25 protein-coding genes and 1 pseudogene are annotated in these 25325 nt (G+C 50.4%); 13 read left to right on the top strand and 13 right to left on the bottom strand.

Features of this window, described 5'->3' with window-relative positions; genetic code table 11:
• Nucleotides 1-24 precede the first annotated feature (24 nt).
• From HQ393_RS07570 to argF, 8 genes are all read right to left on the bottom strand, one after another.
• Nucleotides 25-180 (bottom strand): DUF3149 domain-containing protein, encoded by a 156-nt coding sequence (locus tag HQ393_RS07570; protein WP_179358203.1) that lies wholly within the window; start codon nucleotides 178-180, stop codon nucleotides 25-27.
• A gap of 83 nt (nucleotides 181-263) precedes the next feature.
• On the bottom strand, nucleotides 264-2117 hold the full coding sequence (locus HQ393_RS07565) for a sensor domain-containing diguanylate cyclase (protein WP_179358202.1): 1854 nt from the start codon (nucleotides 2115-2117) through the stop codon (nucleotides 264-266).
• Nucleotides 2118-2186: 69 nt separating this feature from the next.
• A complete protein-coding gene (locus HQ393_RS07560) occupies nucleotides 2187-2678 on the bottom strand; it encodes a YajQ family cyclic di-GMP-binding protein (RefSeq protein WP_179358201.1) in 492 nt (163 codons plus the stop codon).
• A gap of 88 nt (nucleotides 2679-2766) precedes the next feature.
• Complete coding sequence (gene ppnP, locus HQ393_RS07555) at nucleotides 2767-3078, bottom strand: pyrimidine/purine nucleoside phosphorylase (protein ID WP_179358200.1); 312 nt, start codon at nucleotides 3076-3078, stop codon at nucleotides 2767-2769.
• A gap of 12 nt (nucleotides 3079-3090) precedes the next feature.
• On the bottom strand, nucleotides 3091-3291 hold the full coding sequence (locus HQ393_RS07550) for a DUF2788 domain-containing protein (RefSeq protein ID WP_179358436.1): 201 nt from the start codon (nucleotides 3289-3291) through the stop codon (nucleotides 3091-3093).
• Nucleotides 3292-3368: 77 nt separating this feature from the next.
• On the bottom strand, nucleotides 3369-4589 hold the full coding sequence (locus HQ393_RS07545) for an argininosuccinate synthase (RefSeq protein WP_179358199.1): 1221 nt from the start codon (nucleotides 4587-4589) through the stop codon (nucleotides 3369-3371).
• 69 nt (nucleotides 4590-4658) lie between these two features.
• Nucleotides 4659-5279 carry a leucine efflux protein LeuE gene (gene leuE / locus HQ393_RS07540; protein ID WP_179358198.1) on the bottom strand — a complete coding sequence of 207 codons (621 nt, stop codon included), beginning with the start codon at nucleotides 5277-5279 and terminating at the stop codon, nucleotides 4659-4661.
• Between the two features lie 15 nt (nucleotides 5280-5294).
• Nucleotides 5295-6209 (bottom strand): ornithine carbamoyltransferase, encoded by a 915-nt coding sequence (gene argF, locus HQ393_RS07535; RefSeq protein ID WP_179358197.1) that lies wholly within the window; start codon nucleotides 6207-6209, stop codon nucleotides 5295-5297.
• A gap of 244 nt (nucleotides 6210-6453) precedes the next feature.
• Between argF and HQ393_RS07530 the strand changes: the two are divergent.
• A pseudogene (locus HQ393_RS07530) lies at nucleotides 6454-6738 on the top strand (DUF3579 domain-containing protein); the annotation flags it as partial.
• Nucleotides 6739-6926: 188 nt separating this feature from the next.
• The gene (gene fabG / locus HQ393_RS07525) at nucleotides 6927-7667 is read left to right on the top strand and encodes a 3-oxoacyl-ACP reductase FabG (RefSeq protein WP_179358195.1); all 741 of its coding nucleotides are present in this window, start codon (nucleotides 6927-6929) and stop codon (nucleotides 7665-7667) included.
• Nucleotides 7668-7772: 105 nt separating this feature from the next.
• Here fabG and HQ393_RS07520 read toward each other — a convergent pair whose 3' ends face one another.
• Together HQ393_RS07520 and HQ393_RS07515 are read right to left on the bottom strand one after the other, a co-directional pair.
• Complete coding sequence (locus tag HQ393_RS07520; protein ID WP_179358194.1) at nucleotides 7773-9050, bottom strand: L,D-transpeptidase family protein; 1278 nt, start codon at nucleotides 9048-9050, stop codon at nucleotides 7773-7775.
• 40 nt (nucleotides 9051-9090) lie between these two features.
• A complete protein-coding gene (locus HQ393_RS07515; protein ID WP_218871332.1) occupies nucleotides 9091-10203 on the bottom strand; it encodes a tetratricopeptide repeat protein in 1113 nt (370 codons plus the stop codon).
• Nucleotides 10204-10274: 71 nt separating this feature from the next.
• On the opposite strand from HQ393_RS07515, the gene HQ393_RS07510 reads away from it, so the two are divergent.
• From HQ393_RS07510 to HQ393_RS07490, 5 genes are all read left to right on the top strand, one after another.
• Entirely contained in the window at nucleotides 10275-10622 is a 348-nt protein-coding gene (locus HQ393_RS07510; RefSeq protein ID WP_179358193.1) for a DMT family protein, read from the top strand.
• 213 nt (nucleotides 10623-10835) lie between these two features.
• The gene (locus tag HQ393_RS07505; RefSeq protein WP_179358192.1) at nucleotides 10836-11054 is read left to right on the top strand and encodes an FmdB family zinc ribbon protein; all 219 of its coding nucleotides are present in this window, start codon (nucleotides 10836-10838) and stop codon (nucleotides 11052-11054) included.
• A gap of 14 nt (nucleotides 11055-11068) precedes the next feature.
• Nucleotides 11069-11788 (top strand): DUF502 domain-containing protein, encoded by a 720-nt coding sequence (locus HQ393_RS07500; protein WP_246307977.1) that lies wholly within the window; start codon nucleotides 11069-11071, stop codon nucleotides 11786-11788.
• Between the two features lie 77 nt (nucleotides 11789-11865).
• Nucleotides 11866-13665 (top strand): aspartate--tRNA ligase, encoded by a 1800-nt coding sequence (gene aspS, locus HQ393_RS07495; RefSeq protein ID WP_179358191.1) that lies wholly within the window; start codon nucleotides 11866-11868, stop codon nucleotides 13663-13665.
• Between the two features lie 285 nt (nucleotides 13666-13950).
• Entirely contained in the window at nucleotides 13951-14388 is a 438-nt protein-coding gene (locus tag HQ393_RS07490; protein ID WP_179358190.1) for a hypothetical protein, read from the top strand.
• A 986-nt stretch (nucleotides 14389-15374) separates the two neighbouring features.
• On the opposite strand, the gene HQ393_RS07485 is transcribed toward HQ393_RS07490, so the two are convergent.
• Nucleotides 15375-15701 carry a BON domain-containing protein gene (locus HQ393_RS07485; RefSeq protein ID WP_179358189.1) on the bottom strand — a complete coding sequence of 109 codons (327 nt, stop codon included), beginning with the start codon at nucleotides 15699-15701 and terminating at the stop codon, nucleotides 15375-15377.
• Nucleotides 15702-15914: 213 nt separating this feature from the next.
• Nucleotides 15915-17381 carry an IMP dehydrogenase gene (gene guaB, locus HQ393_RS07480; protein ID WP_179358188.1) on the bottom strand — a complete coding sequence of 489 codons (1467 nt, stop codon included), beginning with the start codon at nucleotides 17379-17381 and terminating at the stop codon, nucleotides 15915-15917.
• Between the two features lie 189 nt (nucleotides 17382-17570).
• Here guaB and HQ393_RS07475 point away from each other — a divergent pair, with 189 nt between their 5' ends.
• The 6 genes from HQ393_RS07475 (at nucleotide 17571) to HQ393_RS07450 (ending at nucleotide 22429) form a co-directional block, all read left to right on the top strand.
• Nucleotides 17571-18734, top strand: a complete 1164-nt coding sequence (locus HQ393_RS07475) for a patatin-like phospholipase family protein (protein WP_179358187.1) — start codon at nucleotides 17571-17573, stop codon at nucleotides 18732-18734.
• A 40-nt stretch (nucleotides 18735-18774) separates the two neighbouring features.
• Nucleotides 18775-19296 (top strand): disulfide bond formation protein B, encoded by a 522-nt coding sequence (locus HQ393_RS07470; protein WP_179358186.1) that lies wholly within the window; start codon nucleotides 18775-18777, stop codon nucleotides 19294-19296.
• Entirely contained in the window at nucleotides 19293-20228 is a 936-nt protein-coding gene (locus tag HQ393_RS07465; RefSeq protein WP_179358185.1) for a hydrogen peroxide-inducible genes activator, read from the top strand. Before HQ393_RS07470 ends, HQ393_RS07465 begins: the two co-directional genes overlap by 4 nt.
• A 142-nt stretch (nucleotides 20229-20370) precedes the next feature.
• Nucleotides 20371-20856, top strand: a complete 486-nt coding sequence (locus HQ393_RS07460) for a rubrerythrin family protein (protein WP_179358184.1) — start codon at nucleotides 20371-20373, stop codon at nucleotides 20854-20856.
• A gap of 66 nt (nucleotides 20857-20922) precedes the next feature.
• Complete coding sequence (locus HQ393_RS07455; RefSeq protein WP_179358183.1) at nucleotides 20923-21087, top strand: rubredoxin; 165 nt, start codon at nucleotides 20923-20925, stop codon at nucleotides 21085-21087.
• A gap of 190 nt (nucleotides 21088-21277) precedes the next feature.
• Nucleotides 21278-22429 carry an NAD(P)/FAD-dependent oxidoreductase gene (locus tag HQ393_RS07450; RefSeq protein ID WP_179358182.1) on the top strand — a complete coding sequence of 384 codons (1152 nt, stop codon included), beginning with the start codon at nucleotides 21278-21280 and terminating at the stop codon, nucleotides 22427-22429.
• A 144-nt stretch (nucleotides 22430-22573) separates the two neighbouring features.
• On the opposite strand, the gene clpB is transcribed toward HQ393_RS07450, so the two are convergent.
• Nucleotides 22574-25156 carry an ATP-dependent chaperone ClpB gene (clpB, locus tag HQ393_RS07445; protein WP_179358181.1) on the bottom strand — a complete coding sequence of 861 codons (2583 nt, stop codon included), beginning with the start codon at nucleotides 25154-25156 and terminating at the stop codon, nucleotides 22574-22576.
• Between the last annotated feature and the right edge of the window lie 169 nt (nucleotides 25157-25325).

Here is a 25325-nt window from a genome sequence, read left to right as displayed (position 1 = left end):
GTGCATAAACTGCACCATTTTTTATTAATTTTTTTGTTGATTGGCTTCTGTATCAGCTTTGACATGCCTGCGTACAAACATAAATATATAGACTGCCATGCACAGGATAAAGCCAATAGTGAACAGGCTGAGTAATCCGATTTCGGATGTCAGTAGGGTGCTGAGTGGTGTGTTTTCCATTTTTCATCTCCATCGAAGTGGTTCACTTCAATGTAAGAGCTAAATGGATAATCAGTCTTGATAGAGGTCAAACTTGTTTTGACTTAGTTTGGGTGTAGCATATGCTCAAAGCAGGTTACGCGATTTCGGCCTGCATGTTTTGACTCATAGAGCGCTTCATCCGCACGCTTTAACAAGCTATCTACGGCTAAATCGTCATTGCGAATCTCGCTAACACCAATACTGCTTGTGAAATAAATTTCACGTCCATCAGTGAGTACGACAACGTGTTTTTCAATATTGCAGCGTAATCGTTCTGCCACTTCATAAGCTTGATCGAGTCTTGTTTCTGGTAGTAATGCTGTAAATTCTTCACCACCGATACGGCCAAGAATATCAATATCACGTAAGGTGTTTTTACACACATAAGCCATGGCCTGAATAACCTGATCGCCGACATGGTGGCCATAGGTATCATTGACTCGCTTGAAAAAATCAATGTCCAGCATCAAGATGCAGACTTTGCGCTGATATCTTTTGGCTCTTTGGATTTCCTGCGTCGCTGATTCCATAAAGTAGGCTCGATTAGCGAGTCCTGTCAGGCTGTCAGTGGTTGCCCTGCGCTTTAATTCTTCTTCGAGTCGTTTGCGTTGTGTGATGTCACTGATACCGATGACTAGCGTTTTATCATCGCTAACGCTGGCCGAAGACATTGAGACATTAGCCCAGAATGGTGTGCCTTCCTTATGTTTGAGCATGCATTCGACGTTATTGATCGGCTTGCCAGTCAGTGCGTCTTCCGATTGGTTCATGAAATCAAGACGATCATAATAAAGTTCAAAAGCGCGTTTTGAAAGGGCGGCCGCTTGGGGGAGTCCAAACATGCGGGCGGCATGCTGATTGATGTAGGTGATATAAAAATCAGGCATCCGGGCTAAAACAAGGCCAACGGGGGTGGTTTCAATCATTTGCCGGAATCGAGCTTCACTGGCAGAAAGCTTTAATTCTTTTGCGCTTAGGTTTTTGGTTAGTCGCTGCGCGCGCCAAAAATGGTAAGTCATCAAGAGGGTCAGCCCCAGCATTAAGCCGCCGCCAATGAGGTAGTAGACGATATTTCTTTGCCAGCCAGCGAGGTAGTCGATGGAGGCATTACTGGTAATCACTAGAAATGGAGTACCAGGAATCGAGCGATAGCTAACCAGATTGCTACCAAATTGGGCTTTGGTATTGATTGTGACCGTGGCAACTGGTTCGGATTCGAGTTTATTGACCAACTTGGCATCAAAATCGATTGCTTTCGCTGTTTTGGGAAAACGTGTAATGACATTGAGCTCATCATCAATCACAAAGACTGAGCCATGTGGGCCAAGATCAATTTGATCGAGTAACTGCTCAAAATAATTACTGGTAATACTGGCAACGATCAGTCCCTTAAATTCTCCTGAGTCGTTTTCAAGTCGACGGGCAATAACTAGTCCCTGATGTTGGGCGCGGCTGGTCGTGACGAGTCGCGAATAAACTCGCTCGCGGAATGGATTATTACTGATGAGCGCAAAGTAATCGCGTTCCAGTAGATTGCCGGGGATATCTAGCGCACGATGCGTGATGATCGCATCGGGGCTAACTAGACCGATATTCTCTGCTTGTCGGATGCGTTGCAGCTTATCGAGCAGCAAGCCTTGAATGGTTTGTTTTTGTGCATCATTGGCATTGCTAATAGCTAGATCGCTGCTATTGATTCGATCGCCCAGATCGAAAAGAACCAGATCAACTTCCCGTAACGCACTGCTGATTTGTCCTTCGAGTACACGTGCAAGATTCTCGCTTTCGCTGCGCGCGCGTCGGACTTCGGCGTTGTACGAGCTACTGACCTGAAAGGCGAGCAGGAAAATCATTCCCAAGCCAAAAATCAGAGCCAGTAGCGTAATCAGTGAGGTTTTGCGTGGTGTCCAGCGCATGGTTTTTACATGGATTAGCAGCTTTTACTAATGTATATAGTAGCTGTTTGCCACCAATTGCACCGAAGATTAGTCGCGAAAGTTCTGGAATTGCAACGGAAAATCAATTTTTGAACGCACCAAAGCAATGACTTGCTGCAGTATGTCTCTATCCTTTCCTGAAATTCTCAGTTCTTCACCTTGAATCGCACTTTGAACTTTCAGTTTTGAATCTTTAATCTCTTTAATAATCTTGGCGGCTAATTCGCGATCAATACCATCTTTGATGGTTAAGACTTGCTTGGCTTTATTGCCAGAGACTTTTTGCACATCGCCTTGCTCTAAGCGCTTGCTACTATCGGGCTCTTTTTTCTCCAGCGCAGGAAAAACAATGTCTTTAATCTGGTCGAGTTGAAACTCTGAATCGCCATGAATGGTGATCAGTTTATCTTTTTCATTGAGTTCAACTTTGGCGCTGGTGCCTTTAAAGTCGTAGCGATTAACGATGGTGCGTTCAGCGATGTCGATGGCATTTTTCAATGCAACCATATCTGTTTCTGAAGTGATGTCAAAGGAAGGCATGCTTAACTCCTCGCTGGATAATAAAAGACAAAAAGGCAGGCGATAAACTATCGCTGCCTTTTAAAATAAATTCAATTTTGCTTGTGAATTAGCCGAAATGGCAAACGTAGTGCAATGTTTCTACGGTTTCAATTTCAAAGCTAGAATTGCCGGGTACGTTGAAAGATACACCTGCACCGTATTCGGTTGCAGTGCTTTCACCAGCCAGTTTAACGCGACATACCCCGGCAACCACTTCCATGATTTCTGGTGCACCAGTGTTGAAAGTCAGCGTAGAAGGCAAAATAACACCAACGGTTTTTTTTGTGCCATCAGCAAACACAACGGTGTGGCTCACACATTTACCGTCAAAATAAACATTACCTTGTTTCAGTACCGAAACATTATTAAATTGGCTCATCAGGTCAATATCCTATTTTTGTAGAACTTCGGTCAAAATCGTTTTGGCGATAAATCCAACCATGCCAAAGCCTAAAGTAAAAAAAAGCACTAAGGTGCCATATTTACCCGCTTTAGATTCTTTGGCGAGGTTGTAGATAATAAAGCCCATATACAGAATAAGGCCGGTACATAAAATACTGGTCGAGAGCGTGGTAAACGTCTCTTCATCCATATTAATAAAGGCTTCTAACATATCGCTTATCAATTAGCGGCTCAAGCTGGTGAGCTTGAGCCAGTGTTAATACACAATTACTTATTCAAACGACCCGCAATGCGCATGCGCAATGCGTTCAGTTTGATAAAGCCGCCCGCATCAACTTGGTTGTATGCGCCGCCGTCATCATCAAATGTGGCGATATTCATATCGAACAATGAATTCGTTTTCGAGTCACGGCTCACAACGATGACATTGCCTTTGTACAGCTTCAGACGTACCCAGCCATTCACGGTTTTTTGCGTTTCGTCGATCAGTGTCTGCAATACTTTACGCTCAGGCGCCCACCAGTAGCCGTTGTAAATCATGCTGGCGTAGCGTGGCATCAAATCGTCTTTCAAGTGCGCTACTTCGCGGTCGAGGGTGATTGATTCGATGGCGCGGTGCGCTTTCAGAATAATCGTGCCGCCCGGGGTTTCGTAGCAGCCGCGTGATTTCATGCCGACATAACGGTTTTCAACCAGATCCAAGCGGCCAATGCCGTGTTTGCCGCCTAATTGGTTCAATTGAGTCAACACTTGAGCTGGTGACAAACGAACGCCATTGAGCGCCACGATGTCGCCTTTTTCAAACTCAACGTCGAGATATTCTGGGGCGTCAGGTGCTTGCTCTGGGCTCACCGTCCAGCGCCACATGCTTTCTTCAGCTTCAGCAGATGGGTTTTCAAGGTGGCGACCTTCGTAAGAGATGTGCAGCAGGTTGGCATCCATCGAGTACGGTGCGCCACCATTTTTGTGCTTCATGTCCACTTCAATACCGTTGGCTTCAGCGTACGCCATCAGTTTTTCGCGGCTCAGCAGATCCCATTCGCGCCATGGCGCGATCACTTTAACTTCTGGCATCAAGGCATAAGCGCCCAATTCGAAACGAACTTGGTCGTTACCTTTACCCGTTGCACCGTGGCTGATCGTGTCGGCACCCGTTTCACGTGCGATGTCGATCAAGCGTTTCGCGATCAATGGACGAGCAATTGATGTGCCGAGCAGGTATTCGCCTTCGTAGACGGTATTGGCGCGGAACATTGGGAATACGAAATCGCGCACGAACTCTTCACGCAGGTCGTCGATGTAAATGTTTTCTGGTTTGATGCCAAATTTCAGCGCTTTTTGGCGTGCTGGCTCCAGCTCTTCACCTTGGCCCAAGTCGGCAGTGAAGGTCACTACTTCACATTGGTAAGTGTCTTGCAACCATTTCAGAATTACGGAAGTATCTAAACCACCGGAATAAGCCAGAACTACTTTTTTTACATCAGACATAAAGATCCTCGATTACGTAATCAATTACTAGGATATGTCGAGCGTGACTAGTCGATAGTTGTTCGTCGATTAGTCCAGTGCTAATCGTAAGCCAAAGCTCACAAATAGCGTCCCGATCAGTTTATTCAATATTGTTTTCAACCAAGTGACGCCAGCGAGGCGGCGCGAGAGTGCGCTGCCCGCCAAAATCAGCGTCGTTAAATAGCTGATACTGACAATTTGTACGATCAAACCCAGCGCAGCAAAGCTGTGCCAAACATGCGGGTAGCTCGGGTCGACAAATTGCGGAAAAAAGGCCATAAAAAACAAAATGGCTTTCACATTAATCAGTGAAATCCCCAGCGCCGAACGGAATGCATGGGCAGGGTTGCCTTTCGCAACTTCCGTGGTGGCCTTGGGGGTATTGCGTGCAAATAAAGCCTTTACACCGATCCAGAGTAAATACCCCGCACCCAGATAGCGGACTGCATCAAAAGCGACTGGATGGGTTTTCATCAAAGATGCAACACCCAACACGGCCGCCAGCATCAAGATAAAATCACCCACCACAATTCCTGCTGCTGCGGCAAAACCGGCTTTCCGGCCGCGAGTCGCGGCCGTGGTCAGCGCAAAGAGCGAGTTGGGGCCAGGTGCCAAAATAATCAGCACCGTGCCCAGTAAATACGCCCAAAGATCAGTTATGCCAAACATGCGGTGTACACTGGATTAATCGTCAATGCGGCCAAGCAGCAAGAATTCGATGACGGCTTTTTGCACATGCATACGATTTTCTGCTTCTTCCCAGACCACTGATTGTGGGCCATCGATTACTTCTGGATCGACTTCTTCGCCACGGTGCGCAGGCAAGCAATGCATAAATAGGGCATTGGCTTTGGCTTGCAACATGACTTTTTCAGAAACTTTGTAATTTAAGAAGTCTTTCTTGCGTTGCAGTGTTTCGCGCTCATAACCCATCGAGGTGCAAACGTCCGTCGTTACGATATCGGCATCGCGTGCTGCTTGGTAAATATCGCGGAAGGTTTCGAAGTTATCACTGCTGTAGGTTTCACCATCCAATACCGTCATTTCATAGCCAGCAGGGCAGGCCAGATTGAGCTTGAAATTAAAGGTTTTTGCTGCTTGCAGCCACGTGCGCGAAACATTGTTTGAGTCGCCAATCCAGCAGACGGTTTTACCTTCGATAGAGCCAAAACGCTCGATATAGGTAAAGATGTCGGCCATGATCTGGCAAGGGTGGTATTCATTGGTCAGGCCATTGATGACGGGCACCAAGGAGTTATCGGCAAAGCGCTCGATAATCGACTGCTCGTAAGTGCGCACCATGACAATATCAACCATGCGGCTGATGACTTTGGCAACGTCTTCGATCGGTTCACCACGACCCAATTGGGTGTCTTTAGATTGAAGGAACATGGCGTGGCCGCCGAGCTGGAACATACCAGCTTCAAACGAAACGCGAGTTCGGGTCGACGATTTTTCAAAAATCATACCCAGCACTTTGCCAGGCAAAGGCTGATACAGTTGGCCAGATCGCAAGCGTGCTTTGAGCTTGGCCGCACGTTCGAACAGGTATTGGTATTCTTCTAGGGTGAAATCGCTGAACTTCAAATAATGGCGCATCGGATTGGGTCCCGAGCCGTATTTTATATACGTGGCTCAAATGGCTGAAAAAACGAACATTATTCAGTGTTTTACCCATTTCTGGCAAGTGCTGTTCATTCTGCCTTAAATCGCAATAGTGACTTGTACTAAGTCAAGCGGCGCTACATTTGTGCGCGGCAAGTGCCTGCTCAATGCTATAATCGCCCATATTGGTGATCGCGTACTGGTCGCCGTATTCATTATTTACGCTTGGCACCCGCTTATGATCTGCAATCCATACGAAATTATCATTCAGGGCATTACGAGTTCTGGACGTGAATTTCGCCCTAGTGACTGGGCGGAGCGTCTGTCTGGCATTCTTTCCACTTTTGGCGTCGATCAAAAACTCTCTTATGCGCCCTATGTACGCCCGATGGTGCATAACAATGTGCGCTGTGTGGCGGTCGACAAGCAACTGGAAAAGATCGATCCCCGGGTATTTGAATTCATTATGACTTTTGCGCGTGATAACGATTTGCAAGTTGTTGATTGCCGTTCACTGATTCAGGGCGTGCAGCGCTAAGCGAATTCACCCCTGCCAATCTAGCCAATCCGATAGCCTACTATCCGATTGGCTTTTTTGTAACTATTGTCAGTGAATATGTACTAATAAAGTTGCTGCAATGCAGCAAAGAGCCTATTCTCTTACTGGGATGCCCAACTTGGGTTCAGCTTTTTCTTGTCTAGGGGAATACCATGAAACTCAAAGATAAAGTAGCAATCATTACTGGTTCGGCTAGTGGTATTGGTGAAGCGACTGCAATTCGCTTTGCTGCTGATGGTGCAAAAGTGGTGGTCTGTGATGTGAACCAAGCAGGTGTTGACCGTGTTGTCGCTGATTTGGTGGCAACTGGCGCGGTGGCAGCTGGTTTTGTGGTGGATGTAACAAATAAAGAATCGATTGTTGCCATGGTGGATGCGGTTAAGGCCCAGTTTGGTCGCATTGATATTCTGGTCAATAACGCAGGCATTACGCAGGATGCTCAGCTGTATAAAATGACCGATGATCAATTTGATCGAGTGATTGATATCAATCTGAAGGGCGTTTACAACTGCACCAAAGCGGTGGTTGATACGATGATTGAGCAAAACTCAGGTGTGATCCTCAATGCCTCTTCCGTGGTGGGTGTATACGGTAACTTTGGCCAAACTAACTATGCCGCCACTAAATTTGGCGTCATCGGTTTTGTGAAAACTTGGGCGAAAGAATTAGGCAAAAAAGGCATTCGCGCCAACGCGGTATGCCCAGGCTTTGTCGCAACGCCTATGGTTAAAGCCATGCCTGAAAAAGTATTGCAAGGCATGGAAGAGAAAGTGCCAATGAAACGTCTGGCACAGCCTTCGGAAATCGCCAGCGTATATGCGTTCTTGGCCTCCGATGACGCTAGCTATATCAACGGTGCGGCCATTGAAGTGACGGGTGGTTTAACCTTGTAATTGCAAATTAGCGCATAAAAAAACCCGCTGCGGCGGGTTTTTTATTGGGTATATGTCTGAAATTTTTCAAAATAGAGTAGTTTGAGCCAATACGTCTGGAGGGTATTAGTTGCTGGCATTGCCTTCCCAGCTTAGTTTCCAGTTGCCCGCTTCATTATGCCAATACTGACGTTTGCGCATTTTATTGTCGAGATTATTACTGCGGTAATCTTGCACGAATGTCGCGACCATTTGTGTTTTTTCCCCGCCCGTGACGGCAAAGATCGACAGCTCAGTCAGCTCGATTTTGGACCATTTTTTACTCGCATTCACGGCTGATTTCTGGGTGCGCCAGCTTGTAATGTTCTGACCTTCGCCGCTGACAAAATCATTGCCATAGAAATTAAGATATTGCTCGTTATCGAGTGATTCCCACGCTGTTTTCCATTGCGTGATGGTTTGGCTCGCTTGCTCATGGCGGGTTTGCCATTGTTCACGAGTCAGCCATTCAACTTTGGGCGTGACGATGACAGGGGTGCGGCCAATGTCCAAATACTGCGCGACATCGAGCATTTCTTCATTGGTGAGAACGACGCAGCCGTTGGACGCTTGTGGCGGGCGCGAGTAGGTCGCAGCGGGGCTCCCGTGCAGCCAAATGCCGTGGCCTGTTTTCTTTTTGCTCTTATCCCACTCATTGGGGTAGGAAATCGGCCAAGCGCCCACTCCATATAAATCAGCCAATGCACCATAGGTTTTATCGAGCGCTGGGCGTGACAGGTGATTGTTGACAAAATACACACCAATCGGCGTGCGCTGATCACCTTCGTATTGCTTGCCTATCCCGAGCTTGCCGACGGTGACGTAATGATCCTTGACCATTTTGGGTACGCCATTGTCATTGCTAAATAAGTAAAGGCGCGATGTTTCAGCATCGACCAAGACGGCAAATTTCTGCTGCTCGTCAAATCGCAGAATATTGGCCGGAAGCAGGTTGGGCGGCGTCGGCATATTGCGGTAATTCATCCGCACCAAGGCCTCTTTGCGCAAATCGGCGAGCTTTTCGGCAAATGCAGCATCTGCGCCGCCGCCAATCGTATCGAGCGGCATGGCGCGCATGGCATACAGATCGGCACTGAGTAAATGTGCTAAGCGATAATTTGGATGCTCATGGAGTAGGGCGTCGACGGTGGCACGCGCGTCGGCCATTTTACCTGCGCGTATTGCATCCAGTGCCGCCAGAATGCGCTCTTCAGGCGTGCCGACCGCGGCCGTGCCCACTTTTTCTGGTGTGAGCGTAAAGTAGGGGTTGCCTGAGTCAACAAAGAGAGGTCGAGCCGCAGGGGCGAGCAAAAGCAAAGTCACCAAGCAGATCAGGCGCTTGGTGCGGCGGGTGATTCTCAACATTCAATTGACCACTGGCGTTCGATTAGGTGCAGACATCTGTTTAACCACCGATTCGTTCTTCACGAATGAGCCAGCGGCCGCCTGATTTTTCTAGAATCAGGGTTTTGGTCGTACTTGTTGAGAGTCGATCTGATTTGTAGTCCTGACGCAAACGAACTTTCGCCGTATTGTCGTCCACCATGTCTACTTTGATGTCACGCACATTCACGTCAATCGACTTGGGCGCGCTGATTTTGGCTTGGCGATCTTTTTTCCATGCCGCACGGCCGCCTGGTGCTTTGAAGTTTTTCGAATAGCTATTGATATAGCCATTCACATTCTGACGACTCCACGCGCTGGCCCAACCTTCGACGCTGGCAATGACCTGCTGGCGAGCTGCGTTATCCGTTTTTGGCGCTTCGCTTGGTGCTGGGCTGGCTTTCGGCGTCGCGGTTGGTGCCGCTGTCGCCTTGGCTGTTGGGGCTGTTGTCGGTGCGGCTGTTGGTTTTGGCGTTGCAGTCGCTTTCGGTGCCGCCGTTGGTTTGGCGGTGACCACTGCTGTTGGTGTGGCAGTTGGCGCGGGTTTGCTGACTACCGCCGTCGTTGGCGCAGGCTTCGCTACTGGGCTTGGCGCAACTGGCGCGGCAACAGGAGCGATCGGTGATCGATTTCCTTGCTGGCTAAATAGAGAATCAACGAGTTTGAGCTTGGTTTGTACTTGCGAGTTAGCGCCTTCAAGTTGCAAAGCCTTGTCGTAAGCCTGTGACGCCAAGCGCGCATATAAATCACCCAGATTTTCATGGGCAATCGCGTAGCTTGGGTTGGTTTGAATCGCCATTTGCAAGGCGGCGCGAGATTTGTCGAGCTGGCCTTTATTGGCGTAAAGCACCGCTAAATTATTATAAGGCTCGGGCAATTGCGGATAGTCTTCCGACAATTTAGTAAATACTTTAATCGCTTCGTCTGTGCGGCCCAATTCACTCAATGCAATCCCACGCAAAAAACGCAATTGCGCATCTTTGGGTGATTTGCTTAACGCTTTGTCGGCGCGCTCGAGTGCTTGTGGAAACTGCTTGGCACGAATGAGCTGCTGGATATCTTCGCTATCACCGGCGTAGGCGGCCATAGAAAAGAGCAGTGGCAGGGCAGCAATGACTGAGCGTAAAGCGTACATGGGTATTCCGAGTGAGGATGTGGTCACGGTAAACTAGCGCGATTCTAGCAAAAATTCGGGTATTTGCCTGTATGAACCTACCACCGGCGCTCTCTAGCGTCCTATTATTGGTCTGCTCAAACTTATTTATGACTTTCGCGTGGTACGCCCATTTGAAAAATGGTACGACCAAACCCTGGTTTCTGATGGCCTTGATGAGCTGGGGCATTGCCTTCTTTGAATATATGCTGCAAGTGCCTGCCAACCGCATCGGCTACCAAGTATATAGCCTTGCGCAGCTAAAAATCATGCAAGAAGTCATTACCTTGAGTGTGTTTATTCCCTTTGCTGTTTTGTATATGAAGCAGCCTTTTCAGTGGAACTATGTCTACGCCGCGCTGTGCATGGTCGGTGCGGTGTATTTTATGTTTCGTGCTTGATTGGGTATGTCTTTGAAATCAATGTAGTGAAAGCTTTTTGAGCATATACCCATCGGTAAGTTCGTCGCTCTGCTGTGGGAATGCACCATTTTTCATCGCCGCCAAAGATTTTGCACTGCCGTGTAGCGCGATGGCTCGCGGACGTGGGCGATAAGCGCATTCACGTTCGAATCAGTTCTCCGTTATAATGCTGTGTTCTGGAAAGGAGCGCTTATGCCTATTTACGCTTATCGCTGTGCTGAGTGTGGTCATGCGGATGAACACATGCAAAAAATGGCCGATGCCATTTTGACGCAATGTCCAGCCTGTAAAACTGAAAAATATGAAAAACAAGTCACTGCCGCTGGTTTTCAATTGAAAGGCAATGGCTGGTATCAGACTGATTTTAAAAATAAATCTGCATCCGGTGGTTCAACCAGCGGTAGCAATTAAATATTGAGGGCGATGTGACCAGCTATTTTAAGCGTTATCTGCTCACTGGGTTGTTGATCTGGATTCCACTGGCCATCACGCTGTGGGTGCTCAACACGCTGATTGGCACGATGGATCAACTGGGCGCGATTTTGCCCAATGAAATTCGCCCCGACTACTGGCTGCTGCGCGGTATGTCGAGCAGTGTTCCTAGCTTAAATAATGCGCATCACATTCCCGGCTTTGGCGTCATTCTGACGGTGCTGGTGTTGCTGATTACCGGCATGATCGCAACCAATATGCTGGGACGACGCTTATTGCGAATTGGTGAGAGCCTGCTCAATCGTATTCCGATTGTGCGCTCGATCTATAACAGCGTGAAGCAGGTTTCCGATACGCTGTTTTCCGACTCGGGCCAAGCGTTTCGCAAAGCAGTATTGGTGCAGTTTCCGCATCAGGGCACTTGGTCGGTGGGTTTTCAAACCGGCGCACCCGGCGGCGAGATCGGCGAAAAATTGGAAGGCGAGTTAATTTCGGTGTTTGTACCGACCACGCCCAATCCAACGTCGGGCTTTTTGTTTATGGCGCGCAAAGCCGATGTCAAAGAGCTGGATATGAGCGTCGATGAGGCGCTCAAATATGTGATTTCAATGGGGGTCGTGATGCCATCAGCCAAGGTGGTGAGCTACCCAGAAGCAATAAGCCTCAATGTAGGTGAACAGCAGCGTGCAGTTGTCGTTGCAACAAATGATTGATATCGATATCGAGTAAAAGTGGCTTGCGAGGCAAGGCACCCTTACTTCATTGACTTAGTTTTAATTAGGGAAATTCAATGCGTACTAATTACTGTGGTCTGATCAACGAGCAATACCTCGGCCAGACTGTGACTTTGCAAGGTTGGGCTCATCGTCGTCGTGACCACGGTGGCGTGATTTTTATCGACTTGCGCGACCGTGAAGGCATCGTCCAAGTTGTGGTTGACCCAGACACCCCTGATGCATTTGCCACTGCCGATGCATCGCGCAGCGAATACGTATTGGAAATCAAAGGTCTGGTGCGCGCGCGCCCAGAAGGCACGACCAATAGCAAAATGATTTCTGGTCAGATCGAAGTATTGGCCAAAGACATCATCATTCTGAATAAAGCCGAAACGCCACCGTTCCAGATCGACGATGAAAATCTCTCTGAAAACGTGCGTTTGACTAACCGCGTGATCGACTTGCGTCGCCCAACAATGCAACGCAATCTGCGTCTGCGTTACCAAGTGGCTTTGCTGGTACGTAACTTCCTCGACACCAAAGGCTTTATCGACATCGAAACGCCGATGCTGACTCGCTCTACGCCAGAAGGTGCGCGCGATTACCTCGTGCCATCTCGCGTACACGACGGTCAATTCTTCGCCTTGCCACAATCGCCACAGCTGTTCAAACAGCTGTTGATGGTGGCTGGTTTCGATCGCTACTACCAAATCACCAAATGCTTCCGTGACGAAGACTTGCGCGCTGATCGTCAGCCTGAATTCACACAGATCGATATTGAAACTTCGTTTTTAAACGAAGAAGAAATCATGAGCATCACCGAAGAAATGGCGCGTCACGTCTTCAAAGAAGCGATCAATGTGGATCTGGGCGAATTCCCACGCATGGCGTATGACGACGCGATGTACTACTACGGCTCGGACAAACCCGACCTGCGCGTTGACTTGAAATTCACTGAACTCACCGACGTGATGAAAACGGAAGAATTCAAAGTCTTCCGTGGCGCAGCAGACATGGACGGCGGCCGCGTAGTCGGCTTGCGTATTCCAGGCGGCGCAGTATTGAGCCGTAAAGACATCGACGACTACACCAAATTCGTCGGCATCTACGGCGCCAAAGGTCTGGCCTACATCAAGGTTGAAGACGTTAGCAACATCAGCAACACCGAAGATTCTGGCCTGAAAGCCCCAATCGTGAAATTCCTGTCGGTTGAAGCGCTGAAAACCATCATCGAGCGCACTGGTGCGCAAAATGGCGACCTCATCTTCTTTGGTGCGGACAAACGCAAAATCGTTGACGAAGCGATCGGCGCACTGCGGATCAAGATCGGTCACGAGCGCGGCGAAGCGGGCGGCTACTTCACTAAATCGTGGAAACCATTGTGGGTCGTTGACTTCCCAATGTTTGAATACGACGAAGACGGCAAACGTTGGAACGCGTGTCACCACCCATTCACTTCGCCAAAAGCCGAGCACCTCGAATTGCTCAAAACCAGCCCAGGCGAGTGCAAAGCACGCGCTTACGACATGGTGTTGAACGGTTGGGAAATGGGCGGCGGTTCAGTCCGTATCCACCAAGCTGACGTGCAATCAACGGTATTTGACGCCCTCGGTATCGGCGAAGAAGAAGCGCAAAACAAATTTGGCTTCTTGCTCGACAACCTGAAATTCGGCGCGCCTCCACACGGCGGCTTGGCCTTCGGTCTGGATCGTTTGGTCACCCTGATGACCGGCGCCGAATCAATCCGCGACGTGATCGCCTTCCCGAAAACGCAACGTGCGCAGTGTCTGTTGACCAATGCACCAAATGCGGTGGACGAGAAGCAATTGCGCGAATTGCACATCAAATTGCGTAATCCGCCAGTGATTGAGTGATTGTGTAGTTTGAGTTGATAAAAAAGACCGCCTTTGGCGGTCTTTTTTGTTGGGGGGTATATGGTTGTAGTTATTGTTGGTATTGGTTTTTAGTGGTATACGGAGTGGTGTATAAGTAGGGTGCAATAAGCGAAGCGCATTGCACCATGACGCAGATCGGTGTAACGCCCTTCGGTTGTTACACCCTACGGGCTGCAACACTTCGTGAAATTGACTTATTGAATAGTACTCAATTCAAAGAGTTGGGTTACGTCAAAAAAGGCAACACATGGGCTAAGGTGCAATATGAATAAGACGACGATCGATCCACTAGGCACGCTTGCTGGCAGAGAATATGCTGAATTCTTGAATAATCATGGTTTTATTTTGGTTATGGATGAAAATGGTGATGATTTCTCATGTACCGTCTTTCAAAGCGAAGACATTTTGATTGCTTTTACTTATCAGCAGGATTTGGGTGAAAATTTAACGGTAGCAGAAGCCGGATCACCACTAAATCAGACTTCTATCAAGAAGCGGCAGGATGGGTGGAGCCTAATTGGTGAAGTTTGGAAAGATGTTTATCAGAATTATCACAAAGCGAGAAAAGAAATACCTTATCCACATGCATTGAGCAGGGAGCAAGAAATAGCCTTGATTAGCGATGCACTCAATTCTTTCATGACCATGATTGTTAACAAAGAAGTTTCTATTGGGCATCCAAAATATCGAATGAACATATAGTTTGTTATCGCCGATGATTTATTGCCCCATCTTCGGATGGTTTAACTTCCCCCAGAATCGTATTTGCAAATAAGCTTCAATTGCTTTTAGCGCAGTACTGTAGCCTTGTAGGGCGGGTTCTGACCCGCGCTGAGCAATGGTTGAATTAAGCGCTAATTTGATTTCGAGAAAGCTTACCACAATCCGTTTGGCGGGTTACGCCTGCGGCTAACCCGCCCTACATTTTTTGTGTTTTTTGCGCCGCTGGCGCGATGTTTCAATGCGCGTTCCGCCGCGCAAACGGGCAGGGGTATTTGCTTCTGCAAATACCCCTGCACCCCAAAGCAGCCCCCGGCATCTGCGCGGGATACGCCCGTACCCTCGCTGCGGACAATCGGCAAGGCGGCGGGCTTTAACAAAACAGAGCCCGCCGAATTCCCTTGCCGATTGTTCCTCGCTCGGCGCTGCTGCAGGGGAGTTGGTGCAGACCAACGACTGTGGCATATACATGCCTAGGTGTTGCTCTGAAGATTAATTCTGAATTGTTTTTGGTAGATATACCCCGCTCTAATTAGGGCGGATTGCCCGTGGAGACGCGCCGTTCGGGAGGCGGTTGGCAAGGTTTTAAGCCGCAACCTGTTTGAGCTGCGCGACGCTAGCGCGCAGCGAGTTTTGCGGCGCCTTGCCAAGCGCTGGACGGACGGGGTTTCGCGTCGATCGGGCGCGCTGGGGTTGCAAGGGGTGGGGCAAGACCCATCCCTTGCTCGTTTGGCCGGCGAAACGGCCGGTTTATCGCCTGAGTAGCAGGCTAATCTCAGGTGTAGTTGCGATTCAATATGCTTAGTGAATACTACGAAAATAAATAGGCCTGCATGGGTATAGTAAGGTAGATCAATTTGATCAATGCTTTGATGGCAATACCCTCGCTGCTATTTGAGCTGATTGCCGTTAAACTGCGGCGCTTAAAAAATCACAGCCAGTGGTGAGTCGCAGTCAGGCCTAATGGATTAAGCCACATTGGCTGTTTGAACACTTAAATGATTATGAATTGCCTGTACGCCACTAATAGACCGTGCCAACGTAATCGCACGTTCCATTTGCTGTTGCGACGCCACTTCCCCCATCAATTGCACATCCCCTTTGCGGGTGGCGACACGCAGACCAAAATCGCGTAATTCAGCATCGCTCAGCAGCGTTCTTTGTACTTCGGTATTGACGGCCATGTCAGAGGCTGGCACTGGCGCGCTGCTGCTGGCGGTGTGGATGGCGCTCCATGCTGATAGGGTGACGGTGAAAGTGAGGGCGGCAAATAGGGCGGTGAGGGTGGTTTTCATGGTGTGACTCCGTCGATTGAATAAATGGTATGTGTGCATTTAATCAATCACGCCTTAAGCCAGACTTAATCTAGCGCCGCCCCATCATGTGAATAATACGGATTTGCCTGATCCCTCAATCGTTGCGCAGGGTGGTGGTGAGCGCGAATGGGTTTGCGGAAGTAAAAAAACCGCCTCGAGAGGCGGTTTTTTTTGGGCGATGCGATCAAGCGCTTAGTCTTGATGGTAGTTCGGTGCTTCTTTGGTGATTTGCACATCATGCACGTGCGATTCACGGATACCGGCGGCGGTGATTTGTACAAATTCAGCTTTGGCATGAACTTCGTCAATCGTCGCACAACCGAGGTAACCCATTGATGAGCGCAGACCGCCGACCAATTGGTGAATCACGGCCGTCAATGGGCCTTTGTAGGGTACGCGGCCTTCGATGCCTTCTGGAACCAATTTATCAGCATCAGCGGTTTTGTCTTGGAAGTAGCGATCAGACGAGCCGTTCGCGCCAGCCATGGCACCGAGTGAACCCATGCCACGGTAGCTCTTGTACGAGCGGCCTTGGAATAGCTCAACTTCACCGGGGGCTTCTTCCGTACCGCCGAACAAACCACCGAGCATGACCATGTGTGCACCCGCGGCGATGGCTTTGGCGATGTCACCCGAGAAGCGGATACCGCCGTCAGCGATCAATGGTACGCCAGTGCCAGCCAGTGCATCAGCAACATTGGCTACGGCAGAAATTTGCGGTACGCCGACGCCAGCAACAATACGTGTGGTGCAGATCGAGCCTGGGCCGATACCGACTTTGACCGCGTCAGCGCCAGCTTCAACCAGGGCCAATGCCGCAGCCGCAGTGGCGATATTGCCGCCGATAACTTGCACGTGTGGGTAGTTGGTTTTTACCCATTTCACGCGATCGAGTACGCCTTGGCTGTGACCATGGGCGGTATCAACAACGATTACGTCAACGCCCGCTTCAGCAAGCAATTTTACGCGCTCATCGGTACCTGCGCCGACGCCAACCGCAGCGCCTACGCGCAACCGGCCTTGTTCATCTTTGGCGGCCAGTGGGTGTTCACTGGTTTTGATAATGTCTTTAACAGTGATCAGACCTTTGAGCTGGAATGCGCCGTCAACCACCAGAACGCGCTCAAGGCGGTGTTCGTGCATTAGTGTGCGAGCGTCTTCGATGCTCGTACCTTCTTTCACGGTCACCAGTTTTTCTTTTGGCGTCATGATCGATGAAACTGGCACATCAAGGCGAGTTTCAAAACGCAGGTCGCGGTTGGTAACGATACCGACCAGCTGGCCATTGTCGATCACGGGCAAGCCCGAAATTTTGTGTTGACGTGTCAAAGCGAGCACGTCGCGCACCAGCATATTCGGTGCCACAGTCACAGGGTCTTTCACAATGCCTGACTCGTAGCGTTTTACTTTTGCTACTTCTTTGGCCTGCATGGCAGGCGTCATATTTTTGTGAATGATACCGATGCCGCCTTCTTGCGCCATTGCGATGGCCAAGCGCGCTTCAGTGACTGTATCCATTGCAGCTGATACGAGGGGGAGGTTCAGGCGGATACCGCGCGTGAACTGGGTTGCCAACGAGACATCGCGTGGCATCACGTTTGAGTGGGCAGGGACGAGCAAAACGTCGTCGAACGTGAGGGCTTTTTGCACAATGCGCATGAGCTAAATCCTTTTCGCCAAAAAAGCATTATACCGAAATGCAAGTTTTTCGACTATGGCCTTGTAATATTACAAACAATGTTTCGTGCTGGCCTTTTGAATGCTGCGTTGCATGATTGATGTATTGCGCCGCGCAGGCTAGCTTGAAGTAAGGCAGCCCGCTTAATGTCAGGCTGGCGGGGAGGCAGCATGAGTCGAAATCTAAATGCAGCACCCGATACCGCACTAATCCTGTCTGGCGGCGGCGCTCGTGCCGCGTATCAAGTTGGGGTCTTGCTGGCGATCGCCAAATTATTGCCCCAACACGCGCCCAATCCTTTTCCGATTATTTGTGGCACTTCAGCCGGCGCGATCAACGCTGCAGGCTTGGCGATGGGCGCGGGCGAATTTCGGCGCTCGGTATTTTCGCTGGCGCGGATGTGGCAGAACTTGCAGCCCGAGCAAATTTATCACGGCTCGATGGGTGCCTTAATGGCGACGGGCGCACATTGGCTGGGCGCGATGCTGGTGGGGGGCTTGGGTAAGAAAAATCCCCGGTCGTTTTTGGATAATGCACCGCTGCGTGAGTTTCTGAGTCAGATCGTCGATTTTTCGCAAATCCAAAACAATATTGATTCAGGCGCATTGAAAGCGGTGTCGATTTCGGCGCTCGGTTATAGCTCAGGGCAGTCGGTGGCATTTTTTCAAGGCGCGGAAGGGCTGGAAAGTTGGCAGCGTGCTTCGCGCATCGGGGTACGTACTCAGCTGGAAATCAATCACCTCATGGCTTCTAGCGCCATACCCCTTGTTTTTCCGGCGGAGCGTATTCACCGCGAATATTTTGGCGATGGCTCGGTGCGGCAAATTGCACCCTTAAGCCCAGCGATTCATTTGGGTGCGAAACGCATGTTGGTGATTGGGGTGGCGCCGCAAAGTGAGGCGGGGCCGGCGCGGCAGCACACTTCCGGCTACCCCACGCTGGCGCAGGTCAGCGGGCAGTTAATGAATAGTATTTTTCTGGATGCGATGGAAACTGATCTGGAGCGCATGACGCGGATTAATCGCACCATTTCCTTTATCCCGGAGGAAATCCGGCAAAACGGGCATTTAAATTTACGCCCCGTTGAAGTGCTCACCATTGCGCCATCGCAGCCTTTGGAAAAACTCACACTGCCATTTCGGCGCGAATTTTCGCTGGGGATGCGCTTTTTTCTCGGTGGTTTGGGTGCATTTCGTCGCCAAGGCTCGGTGTTGGCCAGCTACCTATTATTTTGCGGGCCGTACGCGCGTGAGCTGATTGCTTTGGGCTATCGTGATGCTTTACAAAAAGAGCAGCAATTGCGCGATTTTCTAGCTGCAGACGAGTCGGATTAAGCGTTAGAATAGTTCTTTTCTATTTGCGCGGAGATCCGGCATGAATTTATTACGCTGGCGACTTGGGTTTGCTGTGCTGTTTTTGGCTTGCACAGGCATGATCGGCTTTGCGCTGTACCACCAATTTTATCAATGGCTGATGCCATGCCTGATGTGCGTGTATGAGCGCATTGCCATTATCGGCTTTGGCCTGTTTGCGCTAATCGCCGTTATCCGCCCAGCAAGAACACGTAGCGGCGTGTATTTATACGGCTTGATTTTGACGTTGTGGGCGGGTTTTGGTGCGGTGACTGGTATTCGCCATACGTGGATGCAATATGGCCCGAAAGACCCGACGGTGACGTGTGCGTCTAGTTTGCCTTTTCCGATTGATCTCAATGCCTTGCCAAGCTGGATTTCTGCCGTGATTCGCCCCGTTGGCGATTGTGCCAATATTGATTTTCTACTGTTTGGCATCACGATGCCGATCTGGATTACCGTAGCTAGCATCGGTTTGATCGTGGTGGCGTGGTATTTGCTGCGTCGCCAATTGCTTGAAATCCGTCGGAATCAATGGCGATGACACTCACAGAGCTTAGATATATCGTTGCCGTGGCGCGAGAGCGCCATTTTGGGCGTGCGGCCAATAGCTGTTTTGTATCGCAACCGACTTTATCGGTGGCGGTAAAAAAACTCGAAGATGAATTGGGCGTTACTTTATTTGAGCGCTCGTCCGGCGATGTCACCTTGACTGCCAATGGCGAGCGCATTGTCGAGCAGGCGCAACGCGTGCTCGAAGAAGTTTCAGTTGTGAAGCAGCTGGCCGAGCAGGGGAAAGACCCGCTGGCGGGCAGCTTGCGTCTTGGCGTGATTTACACCATTAGCCCTTATCTATTACCGCATCTGATTCCGCAATTGCGCGAGCACGCGCCGCAAATGCAATTATTGCTGGAAGAAAACTACACCTCGCGACTGGCTGAGATGCTCAAGCAAGGCGAGATTGATGTTGCGATTGTGGCTGACCCATTTCATGAAGGGGGTATTGCAACGCAAGCCCTTTATGATGAAGGCTTTGTGGTCGCTACCCCTAAGGGGCATGAATGGGAAAAATTCACAACTATTTCGGCTGAACAACTGGCCGAAGAAAATGTCTTACTGCTATCACCTGGCAATTGCTTTCGGGATCAGGTCTTGCAGACTTGCCCCGATCTCAATCGGGAAAGTATCAATCACGGCAGCTTGCAACGCACTTTGCAAGGCTCATCATTGACGACGATACGGCATATGGTGGCGGGCGGAATTGGGGTGACAGTATTGCCGGAAACCTCGATCAGCGCGGCCGACGATGCGCTATTGAGTATTCGTCCGTTTGCCGAGCCTGTGCCCACTCGTCGGGTCGTGATGGCGTGGCGACGCAACTTTCCCCGTATGGCCGCGATTGAAGCCTTGCGAAAAGCCATTTTGCAATCTTCATTATCTAAAGTAGCCTGGCTCGATGATGCAAAAATTGAATGATAGGAAAAAGCTAATAATTCAATCGTTATAATTGACTGGATATATCGTTTCGACTGTCCTAATATTTGCTCATCGACATCAGCGCTGCGCCAGGTTCCAAACCCGAATCGCCCCGCAGCACTTTTAACCAAGGAGCAATATCATGGCCTCACCATTCCACAATCCAGAATCAGTAACGATCAAAAACCTCGAGTCAGCGTTTGCTGGCGAATCGATGGCTCACATCAAATATCGTTATTTCGCTAAGTTGTGTCGCGAAATGGGCGATATTGCCACTGCAGAAGCTTTTGAAGCGACGGCTGATCAAGAAGTGATGCACGCCTTTGGTCACCTTGATTTGCTGTTCCCGAAAGCCAATATGACGCCTGCCAAAGCATTGCAATTTGCAATCGAAGGCGAAACCTACGAATACACCGAAATGTACCCCAGCTTCCGCCACGCTGCGGTAGAAGAAGGTCGCCACGACGCGGTTGCCGAGATCGACGAGCAAATCGCTGAATCAAAAGAGCACGCAGAAATGTTCAAAGCCGTATTGGAAAAAGCCGCCAAACGCTTTGCGGCGCTGGCCAAAGTAGAAGAGCGCCATGCGAATCACTATCAGGCCGTGCTTGATCAGCTCGCAAAATAAGCATTAAACCAATTACAGAGATTTCTACTCGCTTTTTACAATTTGAAATTCGCAGGAGTACTCAAAATGAAAAAATGGCAATGTATCGTATGTGGCTTTATCTATGACGAAGCCGTAGGTTTACCCGAAGAAGGCATCACCGCGGGCACGGCTTGGGCTGATATTCCCGAAGATTGGGCCTGTCCTGATTGCGGTGTCGCCAAAGCTGACTTTGATATGGTTGAAGTTTAAGCCGTCTGCAGCACCGAACCGCGGCCAAGTCTCAGCGTTGCTGTGGGCTTGGTAGCTCAAAGAAAGCCGGCGACTGCATCTGTAGCACGCCGGCTTTTTTGCAAAGCCTTAGATTTCTCGCTCGCTGCAAAACATTGGCAAGGGCAGTAAATCGTGGGTGTTTGATCACTCAAACTGATAGGAAATCCCAATGAGCCACCCCATCATCATTATTGGCAGCGGCCTTGCCGCTTACAATCTGGCCCGTGAGCTGCGCAAGCTCGATACCGCGACGCCGCTAACGGTGATTTCGCGTGATCATGCCGGTTTCTATTCCAAACCCATGCTCTCCAATGCACTGGCTGGTAACAAAAGCATCCAGCAATTGGTGATGAAGTCGGCCGAAACGATGGCAAGCGAGCTCAATGCCACCATTTTGGCCCACACTGAAATCAGCGCGATTGATGCTGCCGCTCAAACCGTCACCATCAACGATGGCCGAGTATTGCCTTACCGCGATTTGGTGCTCGCGCTGGGTGCTGACCCGATTCGCTTACCACTCTCAGGCAATGGTGCCGCGGGCGTCATGAGCGTCAATGATCTGGACGACTTTGCCAAATTTAGCGCCGCGCTTGAAGGCGTAAAAACGGTCGCTATTCTGGGCGCCGGGCTGATCGGCTGCGAATTTGCCAATGACTTGCTGGCGCGCGGCATCAAGCCTGTGGTGCTTGATCCGTCAAACTGGCCTTTGTCGCGCCTATTGCCCGCCGAAGCAGGGGAGCGCCTCGCCGCCAAACTTACCGAGGCGGGCGTTGAATTCAAAATGGGCGTCTCGGCCAGTGCCGTTGATGCGATCGAACAAGGCTACGCGCTGACCTTAAGCGATGGCTCGATTGTGACTGCTGATTTGGTGCTGTCGGCAGTTGGCCTGCGCTCGCGCACGCAATTGGCCGCCGCAGCGGGGCTGACAATTAACCGTGGCATCGTAGTTGATCGTCAATTGCAAAGCAGTGCTGCGCACATTTACGCCGTCGGCGATTGCGCCGAAGTGGCTGGCTTAACGCTGCCATTTGTTTTGCCGATTATGCAGCAGGCAAGGGCATTGGCAGCAACATTAGCAGGGACCCCAACTGTAGTGAAATACCCCGCGATGCCTGTTGTCGTGAAAACCCCCGCCTGCCCAACTGTCGTCGCGCCACCTGCGATCGGCGCGGAAGGGGATTGGCAAGTTGAGATCGCAGACGATGGCATCACCGCACGCTTTGTCGGTAGCGCCGATGAATTACTCGGCTTTGCGCTGATCGGCGCTGCCACCAGCCAACGCCAAGCAATGGCACAGCAATTACCGCCTGTATTGGTCTAATCTCGTACCGGCCTAATTTCTGCAATAGACAAAAAAAACGCCATCCAGCGTGAGCTTGGATGGCGTTTTTTATTGGGGTTGGCTTCTTAGGTATATGGCTGCGAATCAATATTTAAAAGATCTACAGCCATATACGGTTAGTAATTAGCGCTTACTAAATTGCATGATCCCGTCTTTGGCATCGACCAAGATCGTGTCTTTGGCGGCAAAATCACCGGCCAAGATGCGTTTGGCCAGTACGTTTTCCAGCTCGCTTTGGATCGCGCGTTTCAGTGGTCTTGCGCCATAAACCGGATCGAAACCCGCTTCGGCGATCAGATCGAGTGCAGCGTCGGAAATCTCCATGCCGATTTCCATCTGCGCCAAACGGCTTACCAATTTCTCGAGCTGAATCTTGGCGATATTGCGAATATGCTGCTGCGCCAAGGCGTGGAAAACCACCACTTCGTCGATGCGATTGACAAACTCGGGGCGGAAGTGGGTTTTCACTTCAGCCATCACCGCCAGCTTGATCACTTGATAATCCGAATCGGCCAAGCGCTGGATATGGTCGCTACCCAAGTTCGACGTCATCACGATCACGGTGTTGCGAAAATCCACCGTGCGCCCTTGCCCGTCGGTGAGGCGACCGTCGTCGAGTACTTGCAGTAGGATATTAAATACATCCGGATGCGCTTTTTCGACTTCATCGAGCAAGATCACGCTGTACGGTTTACGGCGCACGAGTTCGGTTAAATAGCCGCCTTCTTCATAGCCGACATAGCCCGGGGGCGCACCGATCAGTCGCGCGACCGAGTGTTTCTCCATAAATTCAGACATATCGACGCGAATCATATGGTCTTCGGAGTCGAACAAATAATTGGCCAGCGTTTTGCACAGCTCGGTTTTACCGACGCCAGTTGGCCCTAGGAACAGGAAAGACCCGTACGGGCGATTCGGGTCGCCCAGCCCCGCGCGCGAGCGGCGGATGGCATCGGACACCAAGCGTACCGCTTCATCCTGCCCCACGACGCGCGCGTGCAACACGTCTTCCATATGCAGCAGTTTTTCGCGCTCGCCTTGCAGCATTTTGCTGACTGGAATGCCGGTAGCGCGGCTAACGACTTCGGCGATTTCCTCGGCGCCAACTTGCGTGCGCAAGAGTTTATTGGCTTTTTCTCCACCTGTTTCTGTCGCCTCGGCGGCTTTCAATTTCGCTTCGAGTGCAGGCAATTCGCCGTATTGCAGCTCGGAGACTTTTTGCCATTCGCCCGCGCGTTTGAGCGAATCCATCTGGTTTTTCAGCTTCTCGATTTCCTCACGAATTGCTTGGCTACCGAGTACGCTGGCTTTTTCAGCTTTCCAGATTTCATCGAGGTCGGAATATTCCAAGTCGAGCTTGGCGATTTCTTCCTCAATCAGCGCTAGGCGCTTTTTACTCGCTTCGTCTTTTTCGCGTTTGACTGCTTCGCGCTCGATTTTGAGTTGGATAATTCGTCGGTCGAGCTTATCCATCACCTCGGGTTTGCTATCGATTTCCATTTTGATCTTGGCCGCAGCTTCATCGATCAGATCGATGGCTTTATCGGGCAGGAAACGATCCGTAATGTAGCGGTGCGATAGTTCCGCCGCAGCGACAATCGCTGGGTCGGTGATATCAACGCCGTGATGGATTTCGTATTTTTCCTGCAAGCCGCGCAAGATTGCAATCGTGTCTTCAACGCTTGGTTCGCCAACCAAAACTTTCTGGAAACGGCGCTCCAGCGCGGCGTCTTTCTCGATGTATTTACGGTATTCATCGAGCGTGGTCGCGCCGATGCAATGCAGCTCGCCGCGCGCCAAGGCGGGCTTGAGCATATTGCCGGCATCCATTGCGCCTTCGGCTTTACCAGCGCCAACGAGGGTGTGCAGTTCGTCGATAAAGACAATATTATTGCCTTCATCTTTGGCCAGCTCATTGAGTACCGCTTTGAGACGTTCTTCAAATTCACCCCGGTATTTGGCGCCAGCCAGCAGCGCAGCTAGATCTAGCGACAATACCTTCTTGTGTTTTAATGATTCGGGCACTTCACCATTAATAATCCGTTGCGCCAGCCCTTCGACGATCGCGGTTTTACCGACGCCGGGCTCGCCGATTAGGACGGGGTTATTTTTGGTGCGGCGCTGCAAAACTTGAATAGCGCGGCGGATTTCATCGTCGCGGCCAATTACAGGGTCAAGCTTGCCGGCGCGGGCGCGCTCGGTGAGATCAAGGCAGTATTTAGTCAGTGCTTCGCGTTGCTGCTCGGCGTCGGCGCTATTGACGTTTTCGCCGCCGCGTACTGCGTCCACGGCCGCGGCGATGGCTTCTTTCTTGCCGCCGTTTTCTTTGAGCAGACGCGAGGTTTCGCCTTTGTCGTCGGCCAGCGCAAGCAGAAATAAATCGCTGGAAATAAATTGATCGCCACGCTGCATCGCGGTTTTATCGACTTGATTCAGTACGCGGCCGAGATCTTTGCCGATGGTCATATCGCCATCGCCGCCTTGAATTTTCGGCAGTCGTTGCAGCGAATTTTCCAGCGCAGTTTTCAGTGGGTGCACATTGACGCCAGCACGAGCGAGCAGGGCGGCAGCACCGGAATCGTTGTCGTTGAGTAATGCCAGCAATAAATGTTGTGGCTCGATATACGCATTGTCGCCAGCAACAGCCAGACTTTGCGCGTCGGCCAGCGCTTGCTGAAACTTGGTAGTTAGTTTATCGATACGCATCTTGATGCTCCTACAAATGGGTTGATTAATTTCTAAATGGACGCATCCGGAATAAATTCAAGGATGAGTTGCGAGCTCATAGAGAAAAGACTGATGGGCCATTTGTGCAGTGCACTAAGATCGTTTTAGATGTAAAAACAGCCCGTAGCACGGGCTGTTGGATTAACGG

Source organism: Chitinibacter bivalviorum (assembly GCF_013403565.1).
In the GTDB taxonomy this organism is placed as follows: Bacteria; Pseudomonadota; Gammaproteobacteria; order Burkholderiales; family Chitinibacteraceae; genus Chitinibacter; species Chitinibacter bivalviorum.
Note: the sequence above shows the minus strand (reverse complement) of the source record. Positions and strands in the feature narration are given on the sequence as shown.